Origin of the sequence: Pseudomonas sp. Snoq117.2 (genome assembly GCF_900110545.1) — a bacterium.
Taxonomy (GTDB): Bacteria; Pseudomonadota; Gammaproteobacteria; order Pseudomonadales; family Pseudomonadaceae; genus Chryseomonas; species Chryseomonas benzopyrenica.
Window position 1 is genome coordinate 28,924 of sequence record NZ_FOED01000010.1, and the last position, 24,998, is coordinate 53,921.

At 66.4% G+C, this 24,998-nt stretch carries 17 protein-coding genes and 1 pseudogene; 11 read left to right on the top strand and 7 right to left on the bottom strand.

All coding sequences use genetic code 11. The annotated features are described in order from the left end of the window. Positions 1 to 23: 23 nt before the first annotated feature. The 4 genes from recC (at position 24) to rmuC (ending at position 10,845) form a co-directional block, all read left to right on the top strand. Entirely contained in the window at positions 24 to 3,455 is a 3,432-nt protein-coding gene (gene recC / locus BMZ43_RS20200; protein WP_093256075.1) for an exodeoxyribonuclease V subunit gamma, read from the top strand. Beyond that, positions 3,452 to 7,114: an exodeoxyribonuclease V subunit beta gene (recB, locus tag BMZ43_RS20205; RefSeq protein ID WP_093256077.1), complete on the top strand. Its 3,663-nt coding sequence runs from the start codon at positions 3,452 to 3,454 to the stop codon at positions 7,112 to 7,114. Before recC ends, recB begins: the two co-directional genes overlap by 4 nt. Continuing rightward, complete coding sequence (gene recD, locus BMZ43_RS20210) at positions 7,107 to 9,188, top strand: exodeoxyribonuclease V subunit alpha (protein WP_093256080.1); 2,082 nt, start codon at positions 7,107 to 7,109, stop codon at positions 9,186 to 9,188. Before recB ends, recD begins: the two co-directional genes overlap by 8 nt. 73 nt (positions 9,189 to 9,261) lie before the next feature. Continuing rightward, the gene (gene rmuC / locus BMZ43_RS20215; RefSeq protein ID WP_017640814.1) at positions 9,262 to 10,845 is read left to right on the top strand and encodes a DNA recombination protein RmuC; all 1,584 of its coding nucleotides are present in this window, start codon (positions 9,262 to 9,264) and stop codon (positions 10,843 to 10,845) included. A gap of 74 nt (positions 10,846 to 10,919) precedes the next feature. On the opposite strand, the gene BMZ43_RS20220 is transcribed toward rmuC, so the two are convergent. The 4 genes from BMZ43_RS20220 to BMZ43_RS26165 all read right to left on the bottom strand — a co-directional run bounded on the left by BMZ43_RS20220 (position 10,920) and on the right by BMZ43_RS26165 (position 15,623). Further along, positions 10,920 to 12,503 carry a peptide chain release factor 3 gene (locus BMZ43_RS20220; protein ID WP_064307861.1) on the bottom strand — a complete coding sequence of 528 codons (1,584 nt, stop codon included), beginning with the start codon at positions 12,501 to 12,503 and terminating at the stop codon, positions 10,920 to 10,922. A gap of 92 nt (positions 12,504 to 12,595) precedes the next feature. Beyond that, entirely contained in the window at positions 12,596 to 13,771 is a 1,176-nt protein-coding gene (locus BMZ43_RS20225; RefSeq protein WP_017640812.1) for an acyltransferase family protein, read from the bottom strand. A 294-nt stretch (positions 13,772 to 14,065) separates the two neighbouring features. Beyond that, positions 14,066 to 15,112, bottom strand: a complete 1,047-nt coding sequence (locus BMZ43_RS20230) for a glycoside hydrolase family 5 protein (RefSeq protein ID WP_093256082.1) — start codon at positions 15,110 to 15,112, stop codon at positions 14,066 to 14,068. Positions 15,113 to 15,431: 319 nt separating this feature from the next. Next, the gene (locus BMZ43_RS26165; protein WP_143075287.1) at positions 15,432 to 15,623 is read right to left on the bottom strand and encodes a hypothetical protein; all 192 of its coding nucleotides are present in this window, start codon (positions 15,621 to 15,623) and stop codon (positions 15,432 to 15,434) included. A 722-nt stretch (positions 15,624 to 16,345) separates the two neighbouring features. Between BMZ43_RS26165 and BMZ43_RS20235 the strand changes: the two genes are divergently transcribed. From BMZ43_RS20235 to BMZ43_RS20250, 4 genes are read left to right on the top strand one after another with little or no spacing between them, the layout of a single operon-like run. After that, the gene (locus BMZ43_RS20235) at positions 16,346 to 17,056 is read left to right on the top strand and encodes an ABC transporter permease (RefSeq protein WP_017640809.1); all 711 of its coding nucleotides are present in this window, start codon (positions 16,346 to 16,348) and stop codon (positions 17,054 to 17,056) included. 9 nt (positions 17,057 to 17,065) lie between these two features. Beyond that, positions 17,066 to 17,968 (top strand): glycine betaine ABC transporter substrate-binding protein, encoded by a 903-nt coding sequence (locus tag BMZ43_RS20240; protein WP_017640808.1) that lies wholly within the window; start codon positions 17,066 to 17,068, stop codon positions 17,966 to 17,968. A 4-nt stretch (positions 17,969 to 17,972) separates the two neighbouring features. Continuing rightward, entirely contained in the window at positions 17,973 to 18,632 is a 660-nt protein-coding gene (locus BMZ43_RS20245) for an ABC transporter permease (RefSeq protein WP_064307863.1), read from the top strand. Positions 18,633 to 18,642: 10 nt separating this feature from the next. Beyond that, on the top strand, positions 18,643 to 19,797 hold the full coding sequence (locus tag BMZ43_RS20250) for an ABC transporter ATP-binding protein (RefSeq protein WP_093256085.1): 1,155 nt from the start codon (positions 18,643 to 18,645) through the stop codon (positions 19,795 to 19,797). A gap of 163 nt (positions 19,798 to 19,960) precedes the next feature. Here the strand turns inward: BMZ43_RS20250 and BMZ43_RS20255 are convergent, their stop codons facing one another. Together BMZ43_RS20255 and BMZ43_RS20260 are read right to left on the bottom strand one after the other, a co-directional pair. Beyond that, entirely contained in the window at positions 19,961 to 20,434 is a 474-nt protein-coding gene (locus BMZ43_RS20255) for a L,D-transpeptidase family protein (RefSeq protein WP_371913895.1), read from the bottom strand. A gap of 130 nt (positions 20,435 to 20,564) precedes the next feature. Beyond that, complete coding sequence (locus BMZ43_RS20260) at positions 20,565 to 21,119, bottom strand: NUDIX hydrolase (RefSeq protein ID WP_093256091.1); 555 nt, start codon at positions 21,117 to 21,119, stop codon at positions 20,565 to 20,567. 127 nt (positions 21,120 to 21,246) lie between these two features. Here BMZ43_RS20260 and BMZ43_RS20265 point away from each other — a divergent pair, with 127 nt between their 5' ends. The 3 genes from BMZ43_RS20265 (at position 21,247) to purT (ending at position 23,500) form a co-directional block, all read left to right on the top strand. Continuing rightward, positions 21,247 to 21,834, top strand: a complete 588-nt coding sequence (locus tag BMZ43_RS20265; RefSeq protein ID WP_068383471.1) for a CoA pyrophosphatase — start codon at positions 21,247 to 21,249, stop codon at positions 21,832 to 21,834. Positions 21,835 to 22,099: 265 nt separating this feature from the next. Continuing rightward, entirely contained in the window at positions 22,100 to 22,297 is a 198-nt protein-coding gene (locus BMZ43_RS20270; RefSeq protein WP_017640802.1) for a DUF1289 domain-containing protein, read from the top strand. A gap of 21 nt (positions 22,298 to 22,318) precedes the next feature. Beyond that, positions 22,319 to 23,500 (top strand): formate-dependent phosphoribosylglycinamide formyltransferase, encoded by a 1,182-nt coding sequence (gene purT / locus BMZ43_RS20275; protein WP_093256095.1) that lies wholly within the window; start codon positions 22,319 to 22,321, stop codon positions 23,498 to 23,500. A 58-nt stretch (positions 23,501 to 23,558) separates the two neighbouring features. Here the strand turns inward: purT and BMZ43_RS20280 are convergent. Beyond that, positions 23,559 to 24,863: pseudogene (locus BMZ43_RS20280) on the bottom strand (MFS transporter). Positions 24,864 to 24,998 lie beyond the last annotated feature (135 nt).

Consider the following 24,998-nt stretch of genomic DNA (forward strand, 5'->3'; position numbering starts at 1 on the left):
GACAGCGAACAGCGAGGCGTAGGATGTCCGAGGCGCTCACTCCCGGATTCATGGTGGTACACGGCAACCGGCTCGAAGAGCTGCGCGGCCTGGCGGTCGGCTGGATGCGGCGCTATCCCCTGGCGCCGCTGGAAAACGAACAGGTGCTGGTGCAGAGCAATGGCATCGCCCAATGGCTCAAGCTGGCGCTGGCCGAGGATCCGCGCGGGGACGACGAGGGCGGCTGCGGGGTGGCTGCGGCGCTGGAAGTGCAACTGCCGGCGGCCTTTCTCTGGCGGACCTACCGTCAGGTACTGGGCCGTGACCAGGTACCGCCATCCTCGCCGCTGGATCGCGCACCCCTGACCTGGCGCCTGATGCGACTCCTGCCGACCCTGCTCCTGCAGCCCGACTTCGCCGCACTGCGGCGTTTTCTCGACGATGACGGCGATCTGCGCAAGAGATACCAGCTGGCCGAGCGCCTGGCCGATCTCTATGACGGCTACCAAGTCTATCGCGCCGACTGGCTCAACGACTGGGCGGCGGGTCGCGATCTGCTGGCCAGCCTGCGCGACGGTCGGCGTCCCTTGCCGGAAAGTTGCCGTTGGCAGGCGCAGCTGTGGCGGGCGCTGCTGGACGATGTGGGCGATGGTGGTCTGGCCCGCAGCCGGGCCGGCGTGCACCGGCGCTTTTTGGAGGTGATGCGCGCGGCTACCGAAGCGCCGGCCGGTCTGCCGCGGCGGGTAGTGATCTTTGGTCTGTCGGCGATCCCGGCGCAGACCCTCGAAGCTCTGGCTGCCCTGGCCCAGTTCAGCCAGGTGCTGCTCTGCGTACACAATCCCTGTCGCCACCACTGGTCAGACATCGTTGCCGACCAGGATCTCCTGCGGCAGAACTACCGACGCCAGCAGCGCAAGCCGGGCATGCCGCAAACCCTGGATGCCGAGGCGCTGCACCAGCATGGCCAGCCGCTGCTGGCGAGCTGGGGCAAGCAGGGTCGCGACTACATCCATCTGCTGGACGAATTCGACGAGCCCGACGGTTATCGTCGGCTGTTCGAGGACCTCAACGGCGGACGCATCGACCTCTTCGCCGAGACTGAACCCCAGCATCTGCTCGGTCAGTTGCAGGACGATATCCTCGAGCTGCGCCCGCTGGCCGAGACCCGCGAACGCTGGCCGGCAGTGGATCCGGCGCGGGACAGGTCCATGCGTTTCCATGTGGCTCACAGTCCACAGCGCGAGGTGGAGATCCTCCACGATCAGCTCCTGGCGCGCTTCAACAGCGACAGCAGCCTCCGGCCGCGCGACGTCATCGTCATGGTGCCGGACATCGACGCCTATGCGCCGCACATCCGTGCGGTGTTCGGCCAGCTCGACCGCCAGGATCCGCGTTTCATTCCCTTCAGCCTGGCCGACCAGCACCAGCGCGGTTTCCAGCCGTTGCTGATCGCCCTGGAGCATCTGCTGCAGCTGCCCGACAGCCGCTTCGCCCTGAGCGAGATCCTCGACCTGTTGGACGTCCCGGCCCTGCGTACCCGCTTCGGCCTCCGTGAGGGCGACCTGCCGACCCTGCACCTCTGGCTGGAGGGCGCCGGCGTGCGCTGGGGGCTGGATGCCGAGCAGCGCAGTCGCCTCGACCTGCCCGAAGGCCTGACCCAGAACACCTGGCGCTTCGGCCTGAGGCGCATGCTGCTGGGCTACGCCGTGGGTAGCGGCGCCGCCCTGGGCGATATCGAGCCCTTCGACGAGGTGGGTGGCCTGGACGCGGCGCTGGTCGGGCCGCTTGTGGATCTGCTCGATGCGCTGGATGCGGCCCAGGCGGCGCTGGCCCAGCCGGCCCGGCCGGCGGAGTGGGGCGCCCGCCTGCAGGCGCTGCTGGCGCTGTTCTTCAGCGCCCAGGACGAGCATGACGAATACCTGCTGGAGCAGCTGGAAAATCTACGCGAGCGCTGGCTCGAACTGTGCGAGGACGTCGCCCTGGACGAAGAGCTGCCGCTCACCGTGGTCCGCGAGGCCTGGCTGGCCGGACTGGACAGCGGGGGCCTGGCCCAGCGCTTTCTCGCCGGGGCGGTCAATTTCTGCACCCTGATGCCCATGCGCGCCATCCCCTTCCGCGTGGTCTGTCTGCTGGGCATGCACGACGGTGCCTATCCGCGCATCCAGTCGCCGCTGGATTTCGACCTCATGGCCCAGGACTATCGCCCCGGTGACCGCTCGCGGCGCGAGGACGATCGCTATCTGCTGCTGGAGGCATTGCTCTCGGCGCGCGATCAGTTCTATGTCAGCTGGGTGGGGCGCAGCATCCGCGACAACAGCGAGCGCCCGCCGTCGGTGCTGGTCGCCCAGTTGCGTGACCATCTCCAGGCCGGTTGGCGGCTGGCGGGGCATGAAGAGGAGCCGGAGCGCCTCCTGGCGGCCCTGACCCAGGAGCATCCGCTGCAACCCTTCAGCGCCCGTTACTTCCGCGGCGAACGTGGGTATTTCAGCTTTGCCGCTGAATGGCTGGGCGTGCATGACCGCACCACGCGCGACGAGGATGCCCTGCTGCCGCCGCTGGTACCCGAAGAGCCCTTGGGCCTCGATGATCTCGCCCGCTTTCTGCGCGGACCGGTGGATCTGTTCTTCGCCAATCGACTCAAGGTGCATTTCGCGGCGCCCGATGCGCCGGCGGAAGACGAAGAGCCCTTCGGTCTGGATGCCCTGACCCGCTACCAGTTGGGCGAGGACCTGCTGACGGCGGCACTGGCTGAGCCGGTCGAGGCCGACCAGGCGCTCATGGCCGCCGCGGAGCGCCTGCGCGGCAGTGGTCGCTTGCCGCTGGCGGGTTTTGGCGAGCGGGCCGGGCGGGCCTTGCGCGAGCCTCTGCCTGCTGTGGTCGCCCAGGTCGAAGCCCTGACGCTACGCTGGCCCGAACCCCTGGAAGAGGCCGTGACCCTGGATCTCGAACACAAAGCGCTGCAATTGGTGGCCAACCTCGAACGCCTGCGTCGTGGTCCTGAAGGGCTGCTGGCCCTGACCGCTCAGGCCAATGGCCTGGGCAGCACCCGTACCCGCAAATGGCACCGATTGCTACGGCCCTGGGTGCAGCATCTGGTCGCTGCAGCGGGTGGCCTGAAATTGACCACCGCGGTGGTGGCGACCGATCTGACCCTGCTGCTGGCGCCGCTGGACGCTGAGCTGGCCCGACGTCAGCTGAACGAATTGCTTGATGCCTGGGCACTGGGCCAGCGGCGTCCGCTGCCGGTGGCGCCGCGCACCGCCTTCGCCTGGCTGGCCAATGAGCCGGACAAGGCCCTGGCCGCGGCCGAGCAGGCCTATCAGGGCGAGGCGGCGACCCATCCGGCGCTGCGTCGGCAGTATCCGGACTTCGCCGCCTTGCTGGCCGACGAGGAATTCGACGGCTGGTGCCAGACCCTCTATGCGCCGGTGCATACCGCCGGCTGGCAGGTGGTTGGTGGGGAGGGACAGGCATGAGCCAGCGTCCGCTCGCCCTGCGCTTTCCGCTGCAGGGCAATCAGCTCATCGAAGCCAGTGCCGGCACCGGCAAGACCTTCACCATCTCCGCGCTTTATGTGCGTCTGGTGCTGGGCCATGGTACGTCCGAGACGGCCTTTGGCCGCGACCTGTTGCCGCCGCAGATCCTGGTGGTGACCTTTACCGAGGCCGCCACCCAGGAGTTGCGCGACCGCATTCGTCATCGCCTGGCCGAGGCGGCGCGCTTCTTCCGTGACGAGATCGTGGCGCCCGATCCCTTGCTTGCCGAATTGCGCGAGGACTTTCCCGCCGAGGCCTGGGCCGATTGCGCCCGGCGCCTGGACATCGCCGCCCAGTGGATGGACGAGGCGGCCGTCTCCACCATCCACAGCTGGTGCCAACGCATGCTGCGCGAGCACGCCTTCGACAGCGGCAGTCTCTTCGTGCAGAACCTGGAGCAGGACCAGAGTGAATTGCTCGCCCAGGTGGTGCGCGACTACTGGCGGCGCTTCTGCTATCCGCTGGAGGGCGAGGCGCTGGACTGGGTGATCGAGCACTGGGGCGAACCCCGCGCCCTGGCCTTGCGCCTGCGACCCCTGTTGAGCGAGGCCTTGGGTGCGCCCAGGGGCGAACCCGCCGCCTTGCTGGCCACCGCCCTGGCCGAACGCCGAGAGCGGTTGGCACGGCTCAAGGCGCCCTGGGCCCAGTGGGCGGAAGAGTTGCGCGATCTCTGCCAGGCCGGCTGCGACGCCAAGGTGGTCGATGGTCGCAAATTGCAGAAGCGGTTCTTCGGGCCCTGGTGCGACAAGCTGGTCGCCTGGGCGGACAACCCCACCGGTGAAGACCTCGATATCGGCACCGGCTTCACCCGGCTGACCGAGGAGGGCTTCGCCGAGGTCTGGACCAAGGCCAGCCCGCCGGATCATCCGGCCCTGGCGGCCATGGCGCGCCTGCCCGGGCAACTGGCCGAGCTGCCCAGTCCCGAGGTGCCCCTGCTGGAACACGCCGCGGCCTGGGTGCAGCAGAAATTCGAGCGCGAGAAGCTGCGCCGAGCCGAGCTGGGCTTCGACGACATCCTCACCCGTCTGGATCGGGCACTGCAGGCCGATGGCGCTGGCGCACGACTGGCGGCGCTGATCCGCGAGCAGTTTCCGGTGGCGCTGATCGACGAATTCCAGGACACCGATCCGGTGCAGTACCGCATCTTCAGCACCGTCTACGGCGCAGGAGAGGGCACCGGGCTGTTCCTGATCGGCGATCCCAAGCAGGCCATCTATGCCTTCCGCGGCGCCGATATCCATACCTATCTGCAGGCCCGCCGCGCCAATGCCGGCCACCTGCATTCGCTGGACACCAACTTCCGCTCCACCGCCGCCATGGTCGCGGCGGTCAACCAGGTATTCCAGCATGGCGAGATGACGGCACCGCGCGCCGCCTTCCTGTTCCGCCAGGGCGAGGACAATCCGGTGCCCTTCGAACCGGTCCGCGCCCAGGGCCGGCGCGAAGCCTTGGAAACCGACGGCGTACCGGGCGCGGCCCTGACCTTCTGGCAACTGGCCGGCGACGAGCCGCTGGCCGGTACCGCCTATCGCGCCGCCCTGGCCGAGAGCACCGCCAGCGAGATCGTCCGGCTGCTGAGCCTGGCCGCCGAGGGCAAGGCTGGCTTTCGCCGTGAAGACGGCGAACTGGTGCCGCTGCGGCCCGCCGATATCGCCATCCTGGTGCGCGCCGGCAGCGAGGCCCAGGCGGTCCGCCAGGCCCTGGTGCGCCGTGGGGTGCGCAGCGTCTACCTGTCGGACAAGGATTCGGTGTTCACCGCCCAGGAGGCCCGCTGCCTGCTGGACTGGCTCAAGGCCTGTGCCGAGCCCGATGTGGATCGTCGACTGCGCGCAGCCCTGGGCAGCCTGACCCTCGACCTGCCACTCGCCGAGCTCGATGCCCTCAACCACGACGAGCAGGCCTGGGAGTTGCGGGTGCTGCAATTCCGTGGCTATCGCCAGCTCTGGCGCACTCAGGGCGTGTTGCCCATGTTGCGCCGCCTGCTGCAGGACTTCCGCCTGCCGCAGCGGCTGATGGCCCGCGCCGACGGCGAGCGGGTGCTGACCAATCTGCTGCACCTCGCCGAACTCCTGCAGCGCGCCGCCGGCGAGCTGGACGGCGAACAGGCGCTGATCCGCCACCTGGCCGAGCAGCTGGCCGCCCAAGGCGCCGCCGACGAGCAGATCCTGCGCCTGGAAAGCGACGCCGAGCTGGTCAAGGTGGTGACGGTGCACAAGTCCAAGGGCCTGGAGTATCCGCTGGTGTTCCTGCCCTTCGCCTGCGCCTATCGCGCCGAGGAGGGCGCCAGCCTGCCACTGCGCTATCACGACGACCAGGGGCAGGTGCGCCGTACCTTCAAACCCTCCGCCGAGGAGCTGGCCCGCGCCGACGACGAACGCCTGGCTGAAGACCTGCGGCTGCTCTATGTCGCCCTGACCCGGGCCCGGCACGCCTGCTGGGTCGGGGTGGCCGATCTCAAACGTGGCCGCAGCAAGGAGTCTGGCTTCGCCCGCAGCGCCCTGGGTTATCTGGCCACCGGCGGCGAGCCCCTGGCGAGTTCGGCGGCGCTGGGCACGGCGCTGGCCACCCTGATCGGCGCGCAATCCGACACCCTTATCCTGCCGCTGCCCGAGGCGGATCCGACCCGGCTGCCCGAAGCCCGCGAGGCTCCGGTGACCCTCAGGGCGCTGACGGCCCGTCGCGCGGCCCGCGAGGACTGGTGGATCGCCTCCTACAGCGCCCTGCGCATCGGCACGCGTCTGGGCGAAGCGCGGGAGGAAGGCCAGCTGAACCTGGAGCTGGACCTGGACACCCCGGCGGCCCAGAAGCTGTTCGACGATGACCGTCTCGCCCCGGACGAGGCTCGCCAGCCCGCGGCCGGCGAAGACCTTCATCGCTTTCCCCGCGGCCCCGGTCCGGGCACCTTCCTGCACAGCCTGTTGGAGTGGGTCGGCGAAGAAGGCTTCGCCGCCATCCAGGCCGCGCCCGAGCGGCTGGACGACCTGATCGCCCGGCGTTGCCAGCGACGCGGTTGGAATCACTGGATTCCCATCCTGCAGGGCTGGCTGCGCCAGTTGCTGGAGCTGCCGCTGCCCTTGCCGGGGGGAGGCCAGCGCCTGGGCGAACTGGCGCGCTATCAGGTGGAGATGGAATTCTGGTTCGCCACCCATGGCGTCGATCTGGAGCGGCTTGACGATCTGGTCCGCCGCGGCACCCATGGCGGCCAGGCACGGCCGATGCTGGAGCCGGGCCAGCTCAATGGTCTGTTCAAGGGCTTCATCGACCTGGTGTTCGAGTACGAGGGGCGCTATTTCGTGGTGGATTACAAGTCCAACTGGCTGGGCGCCGAGGCCGGCGCCTATACCCGCGCGGCCATGGAAGCCGCCGTCCTGGCCAAGCGTTACGACCTACAGTACGTGCTCTACAGCCTGGCCGTGCACCGCCTGCTCAAGGCGCGGCTGCCCGGCTACAGCTACGAGCGCCACTTCGGCGGCGCCGTCTACCTCTTCCTGCGCGGCTGCGATCTTGCCGGCCACGGCGTCTTCGTCGAGCGTCCCGCCCAGGCCCTGATCGAGACCCTGGATTTGCTGTTCAGCGGTGCGGAGATTGCCCATGTCTGATTTCAGCCCCGCTACCGAACGGCTGCTGCGCCTGGCGTCCCTGGCCCAGGAGCGCCCCCTGGCACCGCTCGAACAGCGCGATGACCTCTTTCGCCTGCTGGAGCTCTGGGTGCAGCGCGGCTGGCTGCGCCAGGTGGACCGGGCCTTCACCAGCTTTCTCGGTGAGCTCGAGCCCCAGGGCGACTCGGCGGTGCTGCTGGCCGCGGCCCTGGCCAGCCATCAGCTCGGCCATGGCCATGTCTGCCTGGATCTCGCCGCCACCCTGCGCAATCCCGATGCCGCCCTGTCGCTGCCGCCCGAGGGCGACGAGGCGCGCACCTCGCTGTTGCCGTCGCAGTTGCTGCACGGCCATACCCTGGAGGCCTGGCGGCAGGCGTTGTTGGCCAGCGTGCTGGTCGATGCCGACGGCAGCTGTCCGGAGCGACCGCTGGTGCTGGGCGGTGAGCGCCTCTATCTGCGCCGCTACTGGAATTACGAGCGTGCGGTGGCGGCCAGCCTGCGCCAGCGCCTGGCCACCCCCGAGCCGTTGCCGGCGGATCTCGCCGAGCGTCTCGACCGGCTGTTTCCGCCGGACCCCGACGCGGGCGGCGAACCCGACTGGCAGAAGCTGGCTTGCGCCCTGGCGGTGCGTGGTGCCTTCAGCATCGTCACCGGCGGCCCCGGGACCGGCAAGACCACCACCGTGGTGCGGCTGCTGGCGCTGCTCCAGGCGCCGGCGGTGGCGGCCGGTCGGCCCCTGCGTATCCGCCTGGCCGCGCCCACGGGCAAGGCGGCCGCGCGGCTCACCGAATCCATCGGCGGCCAGGTCAGTCGCCTGCCGGTGGACGACGAGCTGCGCCGGCACATCCCCACCGGGGTCACCACGGTGCACCGGCTGCTGGGCAGTCGACCCAATACCCGCCACTTCCGCCATCACCGCGGGCATCCCTTGCCGCTGGACGTGCTGGTGGTGGACGAAGCCTCGATGATCGACCTAGAGATGATGGCCAGCCTGCTGGCGGCCCTGCCGCCGCGAGCGCGCCTGGTGCTGCTCGGCGACAAGGACCAGCTGGCTTCGGTGGAGGCGGGCGCGGTGCTGGGCGATCTCTGCCGGGATGCCGAAGCCGGGCGCTATAGCCCGACGACCCGGGCCTGGCTGGAAGGGGTGAGCGGTCAGTCGTTGGCCCAGGCGGCGCTGGCGGTCGGCGATGACCAGGGTGACGCCCTGGCCCAGCAGGTAGTGATGCTTAGGCGCTCGCGCCGCTTCGGCGCGGGCAGCGGCATCGGCCAACTGGCACGGCGGGTCAATGCCCAGGATGGCCTGGGTGCCCAACAGGTACTGGTCGACGGCGGCTACGCCGACCTGCACCGGGTGCTGCTCAAGGGACCGGAGGATCGCGCCCTGGAGCGTCTGGTACTGGAAGGACGTGGGCGCGCCCGTGGCTATCGTCATTATCTTGAGGTCCTGCATGAGACGCGGCCGCAACTCGACAGCGTGCTGGAGGATCCGGTCTGGACGCGCTGGGCCGGCCAGGTGCTGGCCGCCTTCGACGACTTCCAGCTGCTCTGCGCCGTGCGCAAGGGCCCCTGGGGCGTGGAGGGCCTCAATCTGCGCATCGCCAACGCCCTGTTGACCGCCGGTTTGCTCACGGGCGAGCACGGCTGGTACGAGGGCCGCCCGGTGCTGGTGACGCGCAACGACTACAGCCTGGGCCTGATGAACGGTGACATCGGCATCACCCTCTGCCTGCCGGACGCCAACCAGCCCGGGCGCAAGGTCCTGCGGGTCGCCTTTCCCCGTGGCGATGGCAGCGGCGGTCTTAGATTCGTCCTGCCCAGTCGGCTGGCGGCGGTGGAGACGGTGTTCGCCATGACCGTGCACAAATCCCAGGGCTCGGAGTTCGCCCACACGGCGCTGCTGCTACCCGAGCAGCTCAGTCCGGTGCTGACCAAGGAGCTGGTCTATACCGGCATCACCCGGGCACGCGATGATTTCACCCTGATCGAGGCCCGCGGCGGCATCTTCGCCGAGGCCGTGGCCCGTCGAGTCCGCCGTGTCAGCGGGCTGGACCTGGATTTGCGAAACACTGTGTAAATGTACAGATAAATGCTGGACGCTCCTCCTGCGCCTGCCTAAGGTGAGGGGAGCCGTCCGCGATGAGAGCGCCATGACTTCCCTGCCTTTCGTTTCCCTTGTGCTTCCCCTGTTGCTGCTGGCCGGCTGGGCGGGTTCGGCCGTCTGGCTGACCGGGCGCCAGCGCTATCTGCAACAGCAACTCGACAGCGCCGCCGAGCGCTACGACATGCTGCGCGACGACCTGCAGCGGGCCGAGCTGGCCAATGGTCGCCAGGTGGTGGAGCTGGGCGCCGAGCGCGAACGCACCGCCGCCCTGCAACGCCAGCTGGAGGCCAATCGCGAGCTGGAGGCGGAGTTGCGCCAGCAGACCCGCCAGGCCCAGTTGCAGGCCGCCGAACAACACGCCCTGGCCGAGGCCGCCCGCGCCCAGCTGCAGGGCAGCCAGGAGCAGCTCGCCGAACTGCGCGAACGCCAGCACCGCGAGCAACAGCTGCACGCCGAGGTACAGGAGCGCCATGCGCGCCTGGCCGAAGAGCATGCGACGCTCAGGACCACCCTGGAGCAGAAGGAAGAGCACTTCCAGGCGCAGCAGCTGCTGCTGCGCGAGAGTCGCGAGCAACTCAAGCTGGAATTCGAGCAACTGGCCGGGCGCATCTTCGACGCCAAGGGCCAGGCCTTCGCCCAGCACAGCCAGCAATCGCTGGATGCCCTGTTGCGGCCGTTCCGCGAGCAGATCGAAGGCTTTCGCGCCAAGGTCGAGGACATCCACCACAAGGATGTGCAGCAGCAGGCGGCCCTCGGCCAGCAGTTGCTCGACCTCAAGGAGCTCAACCGGCAGATCACCCAGGAAGCCCACGACCTGGCCACCGCCCTGCGCGGCCAGAAGAAGGCCCAGGGCAACTGGGGTGAACTGATCCTGGAAAATGTGCTGGAGCGTTCCGGCCTGCGCGAGGGTCGCGACTTCGTCCGCGAACGCAGCTTCACCACCGAGACCGGGCGGCGGCGGCCGGATGTGCTGGTCCATCTGCCGCAGAAGAAGCACCTGGTGGTGGACGCCAAGGTGTCGCTCAATGCCTATACCCGCTACGTCAACAGTGAGGACGAAGGCGAGCGTCGCCTGGCCCTGGGCGAGCACGTGCGCGCCGTGGGCGACCGCATCCGCGAGCTGGCCGATCGCGAGTACTTCAGCCTGCCGGGGCTGAATTCGCCGGAGATGGTCTTTCTCTTCATTCCCATCGAATCGGCCTTCGTCGAAGCGCTCAAGGCCGACGAGAGCCTGTTCCAGCGCGCCATCGAGCAGAACGTGCTGGTGGCCACGCCGACCACCCTGCTGACCAGCCTCAACATCGTCCGCCAGCTCTGGCGCTTCGAGGACCAGAATCGCCATACCGCCGAGCTGGCCGAGCGCGCGGGCAAGGTCTACGACAAGCTGCGTACCTTTCTCGGCAGCATGGACGGCATCGGCAAGAGTCTGGACAAGGCCGGCGAAGCCTATCGCAAGGCCTGCGGCCAACTGGTGGGCGGCCCGGGTAACCTGGTCAAGCAGGTGGCTGACTTCAAGGAACTGGGCGTGGCGGTACGCACCGAACTGGACGGTCAGTGGACCGAGCGGGCGGAGCTGGAGCTGACGATGGTCGAACTGGAAGCCGCCGCCGAATCTTCCGACCAGGGCTGAGCTGGCGCTACGGGTTCAGGGGGAGGGCAGGTACGCCTGACCGGTATCAGGCGCACCGGTCAGGACGATAGCGCTTAGTGGTGCTCGCGGGTGGCGCGGAATTTGATCTCCGGCCAGCGCTCTTCCATCAGCGCCAGGTTGACCCGGGTTGGCGCCAGGTAGGTGAGGTGACCGCCGCCATCCACCGCCAGGTTCTCGAAGGCCTTGTTCTTGAAGTCTTCGAGCTTCTTCTTGTCATCGCACTCGATCCAGCGCGCCGACCAGACGTTGATGGCCTCGTAGGCGCACTCCACCTTGTATTCTTCCTTCAGCCGGCTGGCGACCACGTCGAACTGCAGCACGCCCACCGCGCCCAGCACGATGTCGTTGTTGCGCTCGGGGAAGAACACCTGGGTGGCGCCTTCCTCGGCCAGCTCCTGCAGACCCTGGCGCAGCTGCTTGGATTTCAGCGGATCCTTGAGCCGTACGCGGCGGAACAGTTCCGGGGCGAAGTGCGGGATCCCGGTGAAGCCCAGCAGCTCACCTTCGGTGAAGGTGTCGCCGATCTGGATGGTGCCGTGGTTGTGCAGACCGATGATGTCGCCAGCGAAGGCCTCGTCCAGGTGCTCACGCTCACTGGAGAAGAAGGTCAGGGCGTCGGCGATCTTCAGGTCCTTCTTAATGCGCACGTGGCGCAGCTTCATGCCCTTCTCGTACTTGCCCGAGCAGATGCGCATGAAGGCGATGCGGTCGCGGTGCTTGGGGTCCATGTTCGCCTGGATCTTGAACACGAAGCCGGAGAACTTCTCTTCCACCGGCTCCACCACCCGCTCGTGGGCGGCGCGCGACAGCGGGCGCGGGGCCCAGTCCACCACGGCGTCGAGCACCTGGTCGACACCGAAGTTGCCCAGGGCGGTACCAAAGAACACCGGGGTCATCTCGCCACGCAGGAAGGCCTCGCCATCGAATTCGTGACAGGCGCCCTGTACCAGTTCCAGCTCCTCGACGAAGCGGTCGTAAAGATCGCCCAGGTGCGCGCGGGCTTCATCGGAGTCCAGCTTGTCGATGGTCTTGGTGGCGATGCGCTCGTGACCATGGCCGGGGGTGTAGACGTAGATGCGGTCGTCCGAGAGGTGATAGACGCCCTTGAAGTCGCGGTAGCTGCCGATCGGCCAGGTGATGGGGGCGGCCTTGATCTTGAGCACCGCCTCGATCTCGTCGAGCAGTTCGATGGGGTCGCGGATGTCGCGGTCGAGCTTGTTGATGAAGCTGACGATGGGGGTGTCGCGCAGGCGGCAGACGTCCATCAGGGCGATGGTGCGGGGTTCGACGCCCTTGCCGCCGTCGAGCACCATCAGCGCCGAATCCACCGCGGTCAGGGTGCGGTAGGTGTCTTCGGAGAAGTCTTCGTGGCCGGGGGTGTCGAGCAGGTTGATCATGTGCTCGCGGTAGGGGAATTGCATCACCGAGGTGGTGATGGAGATGCCGCGCTGCTTTTCCATCTCCATCCAGTCGGAGGTCGCATGGCGATCGGATTTGCGCGACTTCACCGTACCCGCGACGGCGATGGCCTGACCCATCAGCAGCAGCTTTTCGGTGATGGTGGTCTTGCCCGCGTCGGGGTGGGAAATGATGGCGAAGGTACGGCGCTTGGCGACTTCGGCGGCCTGGGTGGTCATGGATGAACCTGGGCGGGAAGAAAAAAGAGGGGGCGGAGTATAGCAGAGCGCAGCCTCACCGACTTGGGGCGGTGGGGCTGCCAGGGCTCCGCTCAGCGCTGCGGCTGGATGGTGCCGTCGCAGCAGGGTGGGGTGCGTTTGCGGCGGACCAGGCGCTTGCCCAGGGCCATGCCCGGGATCTCGATGTATCTGTGGGTCAGGCAGGCGAAGGCGAAGACCACTCCCAGTTCCAGCAGTACCACCAGGTTGTCCAGCACGGGGCTGCCGGTGGCGATGTAGCGGATCATGAAGGGCACCGGCACATCATGGGAGGGCGCCACCACCGTGAGATCATGGTGCAGCAGCTTGCCCAGCACGATGAAGGCGCTCTTGAACACGAAGATCACCGCGGCGTGGCAGAGGTAGATCGAATAGGACAGTACGCCCAGGCGGACGAAGAACCCCTGGTGCAGCACGCTGGAGACCAGGCCGCGCTCGAAGGCGAAGGTGAGGATGGTGACGCAGAACACCAGGGTCGCCAGCACGCCCTTCTTGGGCACCGGCAGATCCGAGGTCATCACCGCGACACCCGCGATCAGGCACGCCAGCTCCAGAAGGGTGCCACCGAATTGCCCCTGATTGTGCTGCTTGATCCAGACATAGAGGCGATAGGTACAGGCGCCGGCGAAAAAGCACGACAGGCCACGGAAGATCTCGGTCTTCAGCGGCAGGATGGGAAACAGCAGCTGCACGAAGGCCAGCAGGGCGATCGCCAGGAACCACTGGCGCTGATGACCCTGGCCCTTGAGTACCAGCAGGCCGAATACCAGATAGAGGTAGTACTCGATGCTGATGCTCCAGGAGGGGTAGTTGAAGGAGCCGGTGATGGCCTCGCCCAGCCAGGATTGCAGCAGCAGCAGATTGGGCAGGAATTGTTCGGGCGCGGTGGCGCCGCTGAAGGCCGGATCGTTGAAGCCGATCCCCAGTTTTTCCGCCAACAGGCGACCGCTCTCCAGCAGCACATAGAGGCCCAGCATGGCCAGGTGCAGTGGCAGGATCCGCGCCGAGCGACTGATGGCGAAGTCGCGATAGTCGTCCAGGGTGCGCAGCCGATTTTCGTAGGTGTGCATCAGCACGAAGCCGCTCAGCACGAAGAAGAATTCGACGAACAGGTAGGCATTGGCTATCAGCGGATTTTCCGAGGCAGCCTGAGCGACATAGGTGTGGAAGAGGACAACGGCGACGGCCAATAGACCGCGAAAGCTATCCAGAGCGACGAATCTTTCCATGGGAATTCCCTGACGGTGCAGCAGGACGAGGCAAGCGGAGGCAGTGCAGCCGCTAGGGGGAAAGAGAAGGGAGCGGAGGGGTGAACGGTGGCATGGCATCCTAGCTCTTGTGGTCGTACAAGCGTCTTAATAGTCGAACTATTACTTGCTGTAACAATTTGATCGCATAAAGCCAGCAAGTTCTTGCTTGGCCGTCCATGGCCCTGGCTTTTGTGACGGCAATCACCTGTTTTCAGGCAAATCGCTGACGGGTGGCAGTGGGCGCCGTTCGGCTTCGGCCGTGGCGCCCTTGTCTCAGCGAGGACCCAGGTCGGTGCAGTCGGCCGGCTTCACGTACTTCTGCAGCACGGTCCATTGCGGTCGGGGTTTGCCCTTGACCGGCTCGATCGCCAGCGGATAGTCGCCCCAGTTGGGGCCGGCTGCCCAGTACATGGCCGGAATGCATTCCTTGCGCAGACGGGCCAGCAGCCGGTCCATTGCCGCCAGCCAGCGGGGATCGTTGTCCGGTACGCCAAATTCGCCGATATGGCCACGCTTGCCGTGCTGCTTGAGCCAGGCGATGAAGGGCTCGACCCGGCGGATGCCGACGTCCGGGTCGAAGTCGGTCATGTCTTTCTTGAGGTATTTGCCGCCACCGTCGTTGTCGAAATAGACGTGCGCCGAATAGATCAGGTTGTCGGCCGGGTCCCTGAGGCCGAGCAGCTTGGCGTTGTAGCGCGGCCAGAGATAGCTGCTGGACCAGCCATTACCCTCGATCAGGATCGGGCGCGCCCGGTCCACGTCGCGTACCGCATCGATGCCGTGCTGCGCCGCGATCGGCCATTGCTCAACCGCATCGTGGGGCTCGTTCATGATGTCGTAGGCGGCGAGGGCGGGGTGCTCGTGCCAGCGCTGGGCGATCCGCCGCAGGACATCGGCATAGGCCGGGTAGGGCACTGCCGCGCTGCCGATGATCTGCCCGCGGTATCTCATGTAATTGTGCAGATCCAGGATCACGTGCATGCGATAGCGCTTGGCGTTGTCCAGGGTCTTATCGATCAGCTTGGCATAGGCAGGATCCAGCGGCTGCCCCAGGCGGGGCTGCAGGCGTTCCCAGATGACCGGGAAGCGGATCACGCGGATGCCTTTGGCCGCCCAGCGTCGGTAGTGACCGGCGTCGGGAAAGAAGTAGTTGGTGCCGGGCTTGCCCGGCAATACATGAGGAGCGAAGCCGGCACCGGAGAAGTTCAGTCCGACCAGATCGGTGGGGAAGTCACGCGTATCGGCACGGGTGGCCGGCACGATGGCTAGGCAGAAGAGAGTGAGCAGGGTCGTGAGAGCGGTTTTCAGGCGTAGCGTCATCGGCAAGGTCCCGGACAGTGACGGAAGACGGTGGGAGCACGGGTCGCGGTGACCCGATTCGCCATGAGGCCCGAAGAGACGTCAGGAAGTTGCGCTGTATTGCTCAGAAGGTGCGCCAGGCGACGTTAATGCCAGGCGAAAGCCGCAGAAATGCGAGCTAGGTAGGGCTGGAGGTTAGCCTGTGCCAGGACGACGCGGGGTCTAGATCCGGGAGGGACGATCAGCCGAACGGAGGGAAAGGGCATTGGAGCGAGCAATGAACTGCCTGTGACTGCTTTCCATCTTTCCATGGCGCAGGCAGATCATTCGAAAGCGGTCTTTAGCGACGCAGGCAGATTCCAGCCCACTGCTCGGCTTCGCGGCGGGCTGAGGCCTCGTCATCGAAGTCGGCGATCAGGCCACCGTGCGCATACACCACCACCCAGTTTTCCACCTTGGGTTGCAGCAGCATTACGGGGGTAGAGGATAGAACAGCGGAGTCCAACGATGCACAAGCCGTCATGTCATTCATAACGTTCCCTTTGAAGTTAGCTCGGTGAATAGTCTGTTTTTATAGCGGTTCCAGAAACGGCGCTTGGTGCTATCACTGGGCCACCTATTGACCGTGTTATGGCTGAATGATCCCTCAAAGCGTCAGCCACTCGTCGGCATGATAAAGAGGTGCCAAAACATCGGCATCGCACTGGCTCACACAAAGATGTTTCAGTTATGACCGTACGTCAGCTGAGCTGTGTCACGCTCCACGAAACCGAGCCGGTCTGCCATCGCATCTGTGACAGATGTCGCGTCGAGTCTGCAGAGCAGCTAACAGTAAAGGTATTAAATTTATCGTCACATATTCGCCGACTGCTCTAGCACGCGATTCTCGCTTTTCTTCGGGTATCCGAGCCTCTCGCCTGGGCCTTTCACCCTGTCAAGGTGTGTCGCTTTCCGCGATTGGGTTGGCATTGAGCGAGTCTATTGGGTTAGCCTGAAAAGGAGCTGACGAACTATCGACTGCGATGGACGTCAATCTCTTCGGTCGAGGCAAAGCGCCATGTCGCTACGAGAGAGCGACACCCAAGGGCTAGGCAGATCCCGAGATCCGCACCGCCCCGTTGGTCCAGCCGGCATACCCGCCATGCCCTGCTGTGTCTCGACCCTGAACCCGGACAGCCGTCCTGCGCCTCGCCCCTGTCGCGAGGTCCGCACTCGGAAGGCATGCGGCCTGTCCGCCCGTTGAAGGAGCCTGACATGGCGAAGTTCAAGACCCTCCTGCTCGGCTCGGCCGTGGGAGTGGTGATCCTGGCACTGCTGGTGCACTGGATCGGTAGGGATACCCTCAGTACCTATCGCGCGGATCTGCTGTTCTATCTCCAGGCCCACCTCTACCTGGTGGCCGTCTCCATGGTCCTGGCGCTGCTGGTGGGCATTCCCGCCGGGGTATTGCTCAGCAGGCCGCGGTTCGCCCGCAGTGCCGAGCGCTTCATGCAGGTGTTCAACATCGGCAATACCGTGCCGCCGCTCGCGGTGCTGGCCATCGCCCTGGGCGTCGTCGGCATCGGTGACGGGCCGGCGATCCTGGCGCTGTTTCTCGCTTCGCTGCTGCCCATCGTGCGCAACACCTACGAGGGGCTGAAGAACGTGCCGGGCTCGCTCAAGGAAGCGGCCACCGGTATCGGCATGACCCCCACCCAGGTGCTGACCAAGGTGGAGTTGCCCAATGCCGTGCCCATCATCGTCGGTGGGGTGCGGGTGGCCCTGGCGATCAACGTCGGTACCACGCCGCTGGTGTTTCTCATCGGCGCCAACAGCCTGGGCAGTCTGATCTTTCCTGCCATCGCCCTGGAGAACCAGTCACAGCTGCTGCTGGGCGCGGCCGCCACAGCGCTCTTGGCGCTGCTGCTGGATGGCCTGGTGCTGCTCGCCAGTCGCCTCTGGCTGGAACGCGGCCTGGCCCGCTAAGGAGACGAGATGAAGAAGTTGCTTATCGCCCTGGGCGCCGCCTGGTTCGGACTGGCGCTGGCCAGTGGTGCCCAGGCCGAGCCCATCCGCATCGGTGCCAAGGTCTTTACCGAGCAGGCCATTCTCGCCGAGCTCACCGGGCAGTACCTGTCCAGGCACGGCTACCAGCCGGAGATCGTCGGCGGCCTGGGCAGCACCATCGCCTGGAACGGCGTGAAGAACGCCCAGCTCGACCTCACCTGGGAATACACCGGTACCTCGCTGGTGGCCTACAACCATGTCACCGAGCGGCTGGACAAGGACGCCTCCTACCAGCGGGTCAAGGAGCTGGACGCCAAGGTCGGGCTGGCCTGGCTGGCGCCCACCCGCTTCAACAACACCTACGCCCTGGCGCTACCGGAAAAGGTCGCCCAGCAGCATCCCGAGCTGAACAGCATCAGCGACCTGGCCCGGCTGCTCAAGGCCGAGGCCGGCAAGCGCCACCTGACCGCGCTGGACATCGAATTCGCCAACCGTTCCGACGGCCTCGCCGGCCTGGTCAAGGCCTATGGCCTGAACTACACCCGTGACGACATCCGCCAGATGGATCCGGGACTGGTCTATACCGCGCTGCGCAACGGCCAGGTGTTCACTGGACTGGTCTACACCACCGACGGCCGCCTGGATGCCTTCAAGCTCAAGGTGCTGGAAGACGACAAGGGCTATTTCCCCGACTACACCGCCGCGCCGGTGGTGAACGCCGGGTACCTGGCCAAGCACCCGGATCTCGCCGCGTTGCTGAGGCCCCTGGCGGAAAGCCTGGACCAGGCCACCATGCGCCAGCTCAACGCCAAGGTGGACATCGAGCGGCAGACGCCGGCCCAGGTGGCCCGCGACTTTCTCGCCCAGCACCCCCTAAGCGGAGGGCAATGACCCCATGGATTTCGTCACCTCCTTCAATCACATCGACTGGCTGCAGGTCCTCGACCTGACCCGCCAGCACATCACCCTGGTGGGCATCGCCGTGACCCTGGCGATCCTGGTAGGCGTGCCCCTGGGCATCCTCATGACCCGCTACCCTGCGCTGGCCGGACCACTGCAGGCGGTGGCCACGGTGGTCATGACGCTGCCTTCGATCGCCCTGTTCGGCCTCCTGCTGCCGTTCTACTCCAAGTTCGGCCAGGGCCTCGGTCCGCTGCCGGCGATCACTGCGGTGTTCCTCTATTCGCTGTTGCCGATCCTGAGAAACACCTATTTGGCGCTGACCAGCGTCGAACCGGGGATCCGCGAGGCGGGCGCCGGCATCGGCATGACCTTCTGGCAGCGCCTGCGGATGGTCGAGCTGCCTATCGCTCTGCCGGTGATCCTGGCCGGGGTGCGCACTGCCGTGGTCATGAACATCGGCGTCATGACCATCGCCGCCACCATCGGCGCCGGTGGCCTGGGCGTGCTCATCCTCACCGCCATCAGTCGCAGCGACATGGCCACTCTCATCGTCGGCGCCGTGCTGGTCAGCCTGCTGGCCATCGTCGCCGACCTCGTCCTGCAGTGGCTGCAACGCCGCCTCACCCCGCGCGGCCTGCGCAGCGCCTCTTAAGGAGCCCCAGATGATCGAACTCGACCGCCTGACCAAGACCTTCAAGCAGCACGGCAAGGACGTGACCGCGGTGGACGCCGTGAGCCTCACCGTGGAGGAGGGCCAGATCTGCGTCTTCCTCGGCCCCTCCGGCTGCGGCAAGACCACCACCCTGAAGATGATCAACCGCCTCATCGAGCCCACCTCGGGGCGGGTGCTGATCAACGGCGAGGACACCACCGGCATCGACGAGGTGACCCTCAGACGCCATATCGGCTATGTGATCCAGCAGATCGGTCTGTTCCCCAACATGACCATCGAGGAAAACATCACCGTGGTACCCAAGCTGCTGGGCTGGGACAAGAAGAGGTGCCGCGAGCGCGCCACCGAGCTGATGAGCATGGTGCAGCTGGAGCCCAAGCAGTACCTGTCGCGCTATCCACGCGAACTGTCCGGTGGCCAGCAGCAGCGCATCGGCGTGATCCGTGCCCTGGCGGCCGAGGCGCCGCTGCTGCTGATGGACGAGCCCTTCGGTGCGGTGGACCCGATCAATCGCGACGCCATCCAGAACGAGTTCTTCCAGATGCAGCGCGCGCTGAACAAGACGGTGATCATGGTCAGCCATGACATCGACGAGGCCATCCGCCTGGGCGACAAGATCGCCGTGTTCCGCGGCGGGCGCCTGGTGCAGTTCGATCATCCGGACACCCTGCTGGCCCATCCCAAGGATGAGTTCGTCAGCAACTTCGTCGGCCAGGACAGCACCCTCAAGCGCCTGCTGCTGATTCGCGCCGAGGACGCCGCCGACAACGCGCCTGCGATCCAGGCCGAGACGCTGATCGGCGATGCCGTGGAATTGATGGAAGAGCACGATCGCCGCCATGTGGTGGTGACGGATGCCGCCAACAAGGGCCTGGGCTACGTGCGCCGCCGCGACCTGCGCGGGCAGAGCGGCCCGGTGGCGCCCTTCGTCACCCCGTTCAAGGCCACCGCGGCCTTCGACGAGCACCTGCGCATCCTCTTGTCGCGCATGTACCAGTTCAACACGTCCTGGCTGCCGGTGCTCAGCGCCGACAACGACTTCCTTGGCGAGGTCACCCAGGAATCCATCGCCGACTACCTCAGCAGCGGTCGTTCGCGGGGCAAGACCACCATCGTCTCGCCCGCGGAGCAGGTGGCGGGGTAGGGCACGGGAAGCCTAGCGGCGCAGAGGCTGTTCAAAGGCTCGCGAGCTAGAGCCAAACAAGGCGAAAAGGCCTGAGGAAGCGGAGTTTACGAATTGTAAATGAGCATTCCGAAGGCCTTTTCAACGCAGTCTGGCCGACGCGCAGCAGCCTTTGGATAGGCTCTCAGGGGCGGATCTCGATCATAGTGCCGTCCTTGACCAGCCCCCAGACCTCGCGCATGTCGTGGTTGGTCATGGCGATGCAGCCCTCGGTCCAGTTCAGCGAGTTGAAGTACCACTCCGGGTACTCCTCGTCGATGGGGGTGCCGTGCAGCATGATCATGCTGCCGGGACGCACGCCGGCCTGGCTGGCGCGCGCCAGGTCCTCGCGATTGGGATAGGAAATGTGCATGGCCAGGTTGAATTTGTCGCTGGTCTTGCGCCAGTCGATCCAATAGAAGCCTTCCGGGGTGCGCTTGTCGCCCTCGCGCAGCTTGGGACCGCGGGGATTCTTGCCCAGCGAGATGCGGTAGGACTTCATCACGGTGTCGCCGCTGAGCAGTTGCAGCTGATTGCGCGACTTGATGACCAGCACCTTGTCGATCAGCGGCGCGGCCGGCTGGCGGATCACCGTGACGCTGGTACTGGCCTGGACCAGCTGGGGAAGCAACGAACCGCACAGCACATAGCAGAGCGCCAACAACAGGTGCAACGGACGCATGTCGAGAAGATCCTCGGAAGAGCTCAGAGCCTGTTCAAGGTCTCGCGAGCAGACGTTGAACAGGCCCTTAGGCAGGCTTGGGTGCGACCACCATGGGCGCCATGCTCTCATGGCGCAGTGAAAACTCGCCGCGGCGGCGGTCAGCGAAAAAGCATTCTAGTGTTCGCTTGATGGTCGGAAAAGCCAGAGACGACCAGGGGATGTCGGCTTCGTCCAGAAGGCGCACGTCCAGGCTTTCCTCGCCGACGCCAAAGCGTCCGTCGACCAGCTCGCCACGGAACAGCATGTAGATCTGGTCGATGTGCGGCAGATCGAAGAGCGTATAGAGCTCCAGGTCATGCACCTGCGCGCCGGCTTCCTCGAGGGTCTCGCGGGCGGCGGCCTCGGGGGTGGTCTCGCCGTTTTCCATGAAGCCCGCCGGCAGCGTCCAGTAGCCCTTGCGCGGCTCGATGGCGCGCTGGCAGAGCAGCACCCGGCCTTCCCAGGTCGCCAGACAGCCGGCCACCACCCGTGGGTTCTGGTAATGCACCGCGCCGCACTGGCTGCAGACCAGGCGCATGCGGTTGTCGCCCGCGGGAATGCGTTCTTCCAGCAGGCCGCCACAGTGGTTGCAATGCTTCATGATTCATCCTCGTTTTGCTGCAGTGTGCCGGGGCGGTCGCGGGCCTCGCAAGCGATGGCTGGGCTTGGGATTGCCTGGCGAGCGTGCCATGATCCAGGGGAAACGATGAGCAAGGGAGAATTCCGGCGTGGATGAGTTGCTCCAGCGCCTGCGTCACTATCGGCCGCGCACCCTGAGCGGCACCGAGAGCCATCAGGAAGCGGCGGTGCTGGTGCCCATCATTCGTGGCGAGCATCCCGAGTTGCTGCTCACCCTGAGGGCCAGCAACCTGTCCACCCATGGCGGCGAGGTGGCCCTGCCGGGCGGCCGGCGCGATCCCGAGGACGTCGATCTGATCGCCACTGCCCTGCGCGAGGCCGAGGAAGAGGTCGGGCTGCCGCCAGGCCTGGTGGAGGTGATCGCGCCCCTGAGTCCGCTGGTGTCACGCTACGGCCTGGCGGTGACGCCCATCGTCGCCCTGATTCCCGATCAGCTCGAATACGTCCCCAGCGAAGCCGAGATCGCCGCGATCTTTACCGTGCCCCTGCAGTTCTTCTGCGAGGTGCCGCCGGATTACACCCTCAGGGTCGACCACGACGGCCTGCGTTGGCAGGTGCCCAGCTATCAGTATGGCGAGCACCGCATCTGGGGACTGACCGCGGTGATCATCGTCGAGCTGGTCAACCTGCTGTACGACGCCGGTATCGTGCTCAAGGCACCGCCCAGGCGGGATTGAGCGGTAGGCTCTGTACGAAAAGTCGCCGAGCGAAGGTCAGGCGAGGAGAAAAGCGCTGAGGAAGCGGACCGGGCTCGCGAACGAGTTTACGAGTGGTAAATGAGCATTGCGACGGGGCCGCCCAGGCCGGGCTGGCGATCCAGGCGTTTTTCAACGAAGCATCACCGAGCGCAGGCCTTTTCGTGCAGAGCCTAGCGACAAGGTAAAGGCACATGCCAAGTCGGACGTTAACGGGCACAATGCGCGGCCATTCGAGGGAAGCCGCATGACCACCGCCAATTCACCCGTGCGTTCGCCCTGCGTCCATGTCTGTGCCCTGGACGAACAGGACATCTGCATCGGTTGCCAGCGCAGCGCCGCCGAGATCACCCGCTGGATGTCCATGAGCGACAGCGAGCGCCGCGAGGTGCTGCTGCGCTGCGACGAGCGGGCGCGGGCGGGCGGTGCGGCCTTCCTGACCTGATATCAGCCGGAGAGATCTGTCATGCCCCGTATCGGTACCCCCCTGTCCCCCAGCGCCACCCGCGTGCTGCTCTGCGGCTCCGGCGAACTGGGCAAGGAAGTCGTCATCGAGCTGCAGCGTCTGGGCGTCGAGGTCATCGCCGTGGATCGCTACGCCGATGCCCCGGCCATGCAGGTCGCCCACCGCAGCCACGTCATCGACATGCTCGACGGCGCCGCCCTGCGCGCGGTGATCGAGCGCGAGCAGCCGCACTTCATCGTGCCGGAAATCGAAGCCATCGCCACCGCCACCCTGGTGGAGCTGGAAGGCGAGGGTTACACCGTGGTGCCCACTGCCCGCGCGGCCCAGCTGACCATGAATCGCGAAGGCATCCGTCGCCTCGCCGCCGAGGAGCTGGGCCTGCCCACCTCGCCCTATCACTTCGCCGATACCTACGAAGACTACGCCGCCGCCGCCGAGGCGCTGGGCTATCCCTGCGTGGTCAAGCCGATCATGAGTTCCTCGGGCAAGGGCCAGAGCCTGCTGCGCAGCGCCGATGAGCTGCAGGCCGCCTGGCAGTACGCCCAGGAAGGCGGTCGCGCCGGCAAGGGCCGGGTAATCGTCGAGGGTTTCGTCGACTTCGACTACGAGATCACCCTGCTGACCGTGCGCCACGTCGGCGGCACCGCCTTCTGCGCACCGGTCGGGCATCGCCAGGTCAAGGGCGACTACCATGAGTCCTGGCAGCCCCAGGCCATGAGCGAGAAGGCTCTGGCCGAATCCGAGCGGGTCGCTCGCGCCGTCACCGAGGCCCTGGGCGGTCGCGGCCTGTTCGGCGTGGAGCTGTTCGTCAAGGGGGACCAGGTCTGGTTCAGCGAAGTCTCGCCACGTCCCCATGACACCGGTCTGGTGACCCTGATCTCCCAGGACCTGTCCGAATTCGCCCTGCACGCCCGCGCTATCCTCGGTCTGCCGATCCCTACCATCCGCCAGTTCGGCCCCTCGGCCTCGGCGGTTATCCTGGTGGACGGCGAGTCGCGGCAGACCGCCTTCGGCAACCTCGGCGCGGCCCTGGCCGAACCCGACACCGCGCTGCGCCTGTTCGGCAAGCCGGAGGTCAAGGGGCAGCGGCGCATGGGCGTGGCCCTGGCTCGCGACGAAAGCATCGAGACGGCGCGCGCCAAGGCCGTGCGTGCTTCCCAGGCGGTGAAGGTCGAGCTGTAACGCCGTCTCGCACCAAGAAAAAGGGCCCTGCGGGGCCCTTTTTCATGCGCTGAAGAATCTACAGTGACTGATCGCGGGTCTCGCGCATGCAGAGCACCGCCACCAGGCTGATGGCCGCCGCCGCCGAGACGTAGCCGCCCACCCAGCTCAGGCCGCCGGCTTCCACCAGTTGCTGCGCGGCATAGGGCGCGAGGGAGGCGCCAAGGATGCCGCCCAGGTTGTAGGCCGCCGAGGCACCGGTGTAGCGCACCTGGGTCGGGAAGATTTCCGGCAGCAGGGCGCCCATGGGACCGAAGGTCATGCCCATGAGAAACAATTCCAGCGCCAGGAACAGGCCGACCGCCTGGCTGGAGCCGTGGGTCAACAGCGGCTCCATGGCGAAGCCCGACAGCAGGGCGGCGATGGCGCTCACCGCCAGCACCGGCTTGCGGCCGAAGCGATCCGCCAGCCAGGCCGACAGCGGCGTGGCCAGGGCCATGAACAGCACCGCGATGCACAGCAGGCCGAGGAATTCCTGCCGGCTGTAACCAAGATTCTTCACCCCGTAGCTCAGCGAGAACACCGTGGAGATGTAGAAGAGGGCGTAGCACACCACCATGCTCAGGGCGCCCAGCAGCACCGCCTTGCCGTGCTTGCCGAAGGTTTCGACCATGGGCAGGCGCAGCTTCTCGCGGCGGGCCATGGCCTCGGCGAACACCGGCGTCTCGTGCAGCGACAGCCGCACATAGAGGCCGACCACCACCAGCAGGGCGCTGAGCAGGAAGGGGATGCGCCAGCCCCAGGCACGGAATTACTCATCGTCCAGCAGCAGCGCCAAGGCCAGGAACAGGCCATTGGCCATGAGGAAGCCGATGGAGGGCCCGAGCTGGGGAAACATGCCGAACCAGGCGCGCTTGCCAGGCGGGGCGTTCTCGGTGGCCAGCAGCGCCGCACCACCCCATTCGCCACCCAGACCCAGGCCCTGGCCGAATCTCAGCAGGCACAGCAGGATGGGGGCCCAGACACCGATGCTGGCGTAGCCAGGCAGGAGACCGATGAGGGTGGTGGATATGCCCATCAGCAGCAGCGAGGCCACCAGGGTGGATTTGCGCCCGATGCGATCACCGAAGTGGCCGAACAGCAGCGAACCCAGGGGACGCGCCAGAAAGGCGATGCCAAAGGTGATGAAGGCGCTGAGGGTCTGGGCCATGCCCGAGCCCTGGGGAAAGAACACCGGGCCGATCACCAGGGCCGCGGCCGTGGCATAGACATAGAAATCGTAGAACTCGATGGCGGTGCCGATGAAGCTGGCGGTGGCCACGCGGGTGGGGGAATTGCGCGGCACGGAAGTGGGCGCGTTGAAGGCGGCAGCGGTCGTGGACATGCAGAGATACCGGGCAGTCGTTCTTGTAGGAGGCGTCTGCCGGAGCGGCCCGATGGGGCAGCGGCTGTCCGAGGATGGGGACGGGCGTGACGACCTGTTATGACGTGCCGGGCGCGACCTGGCTGTTGGCCGGGT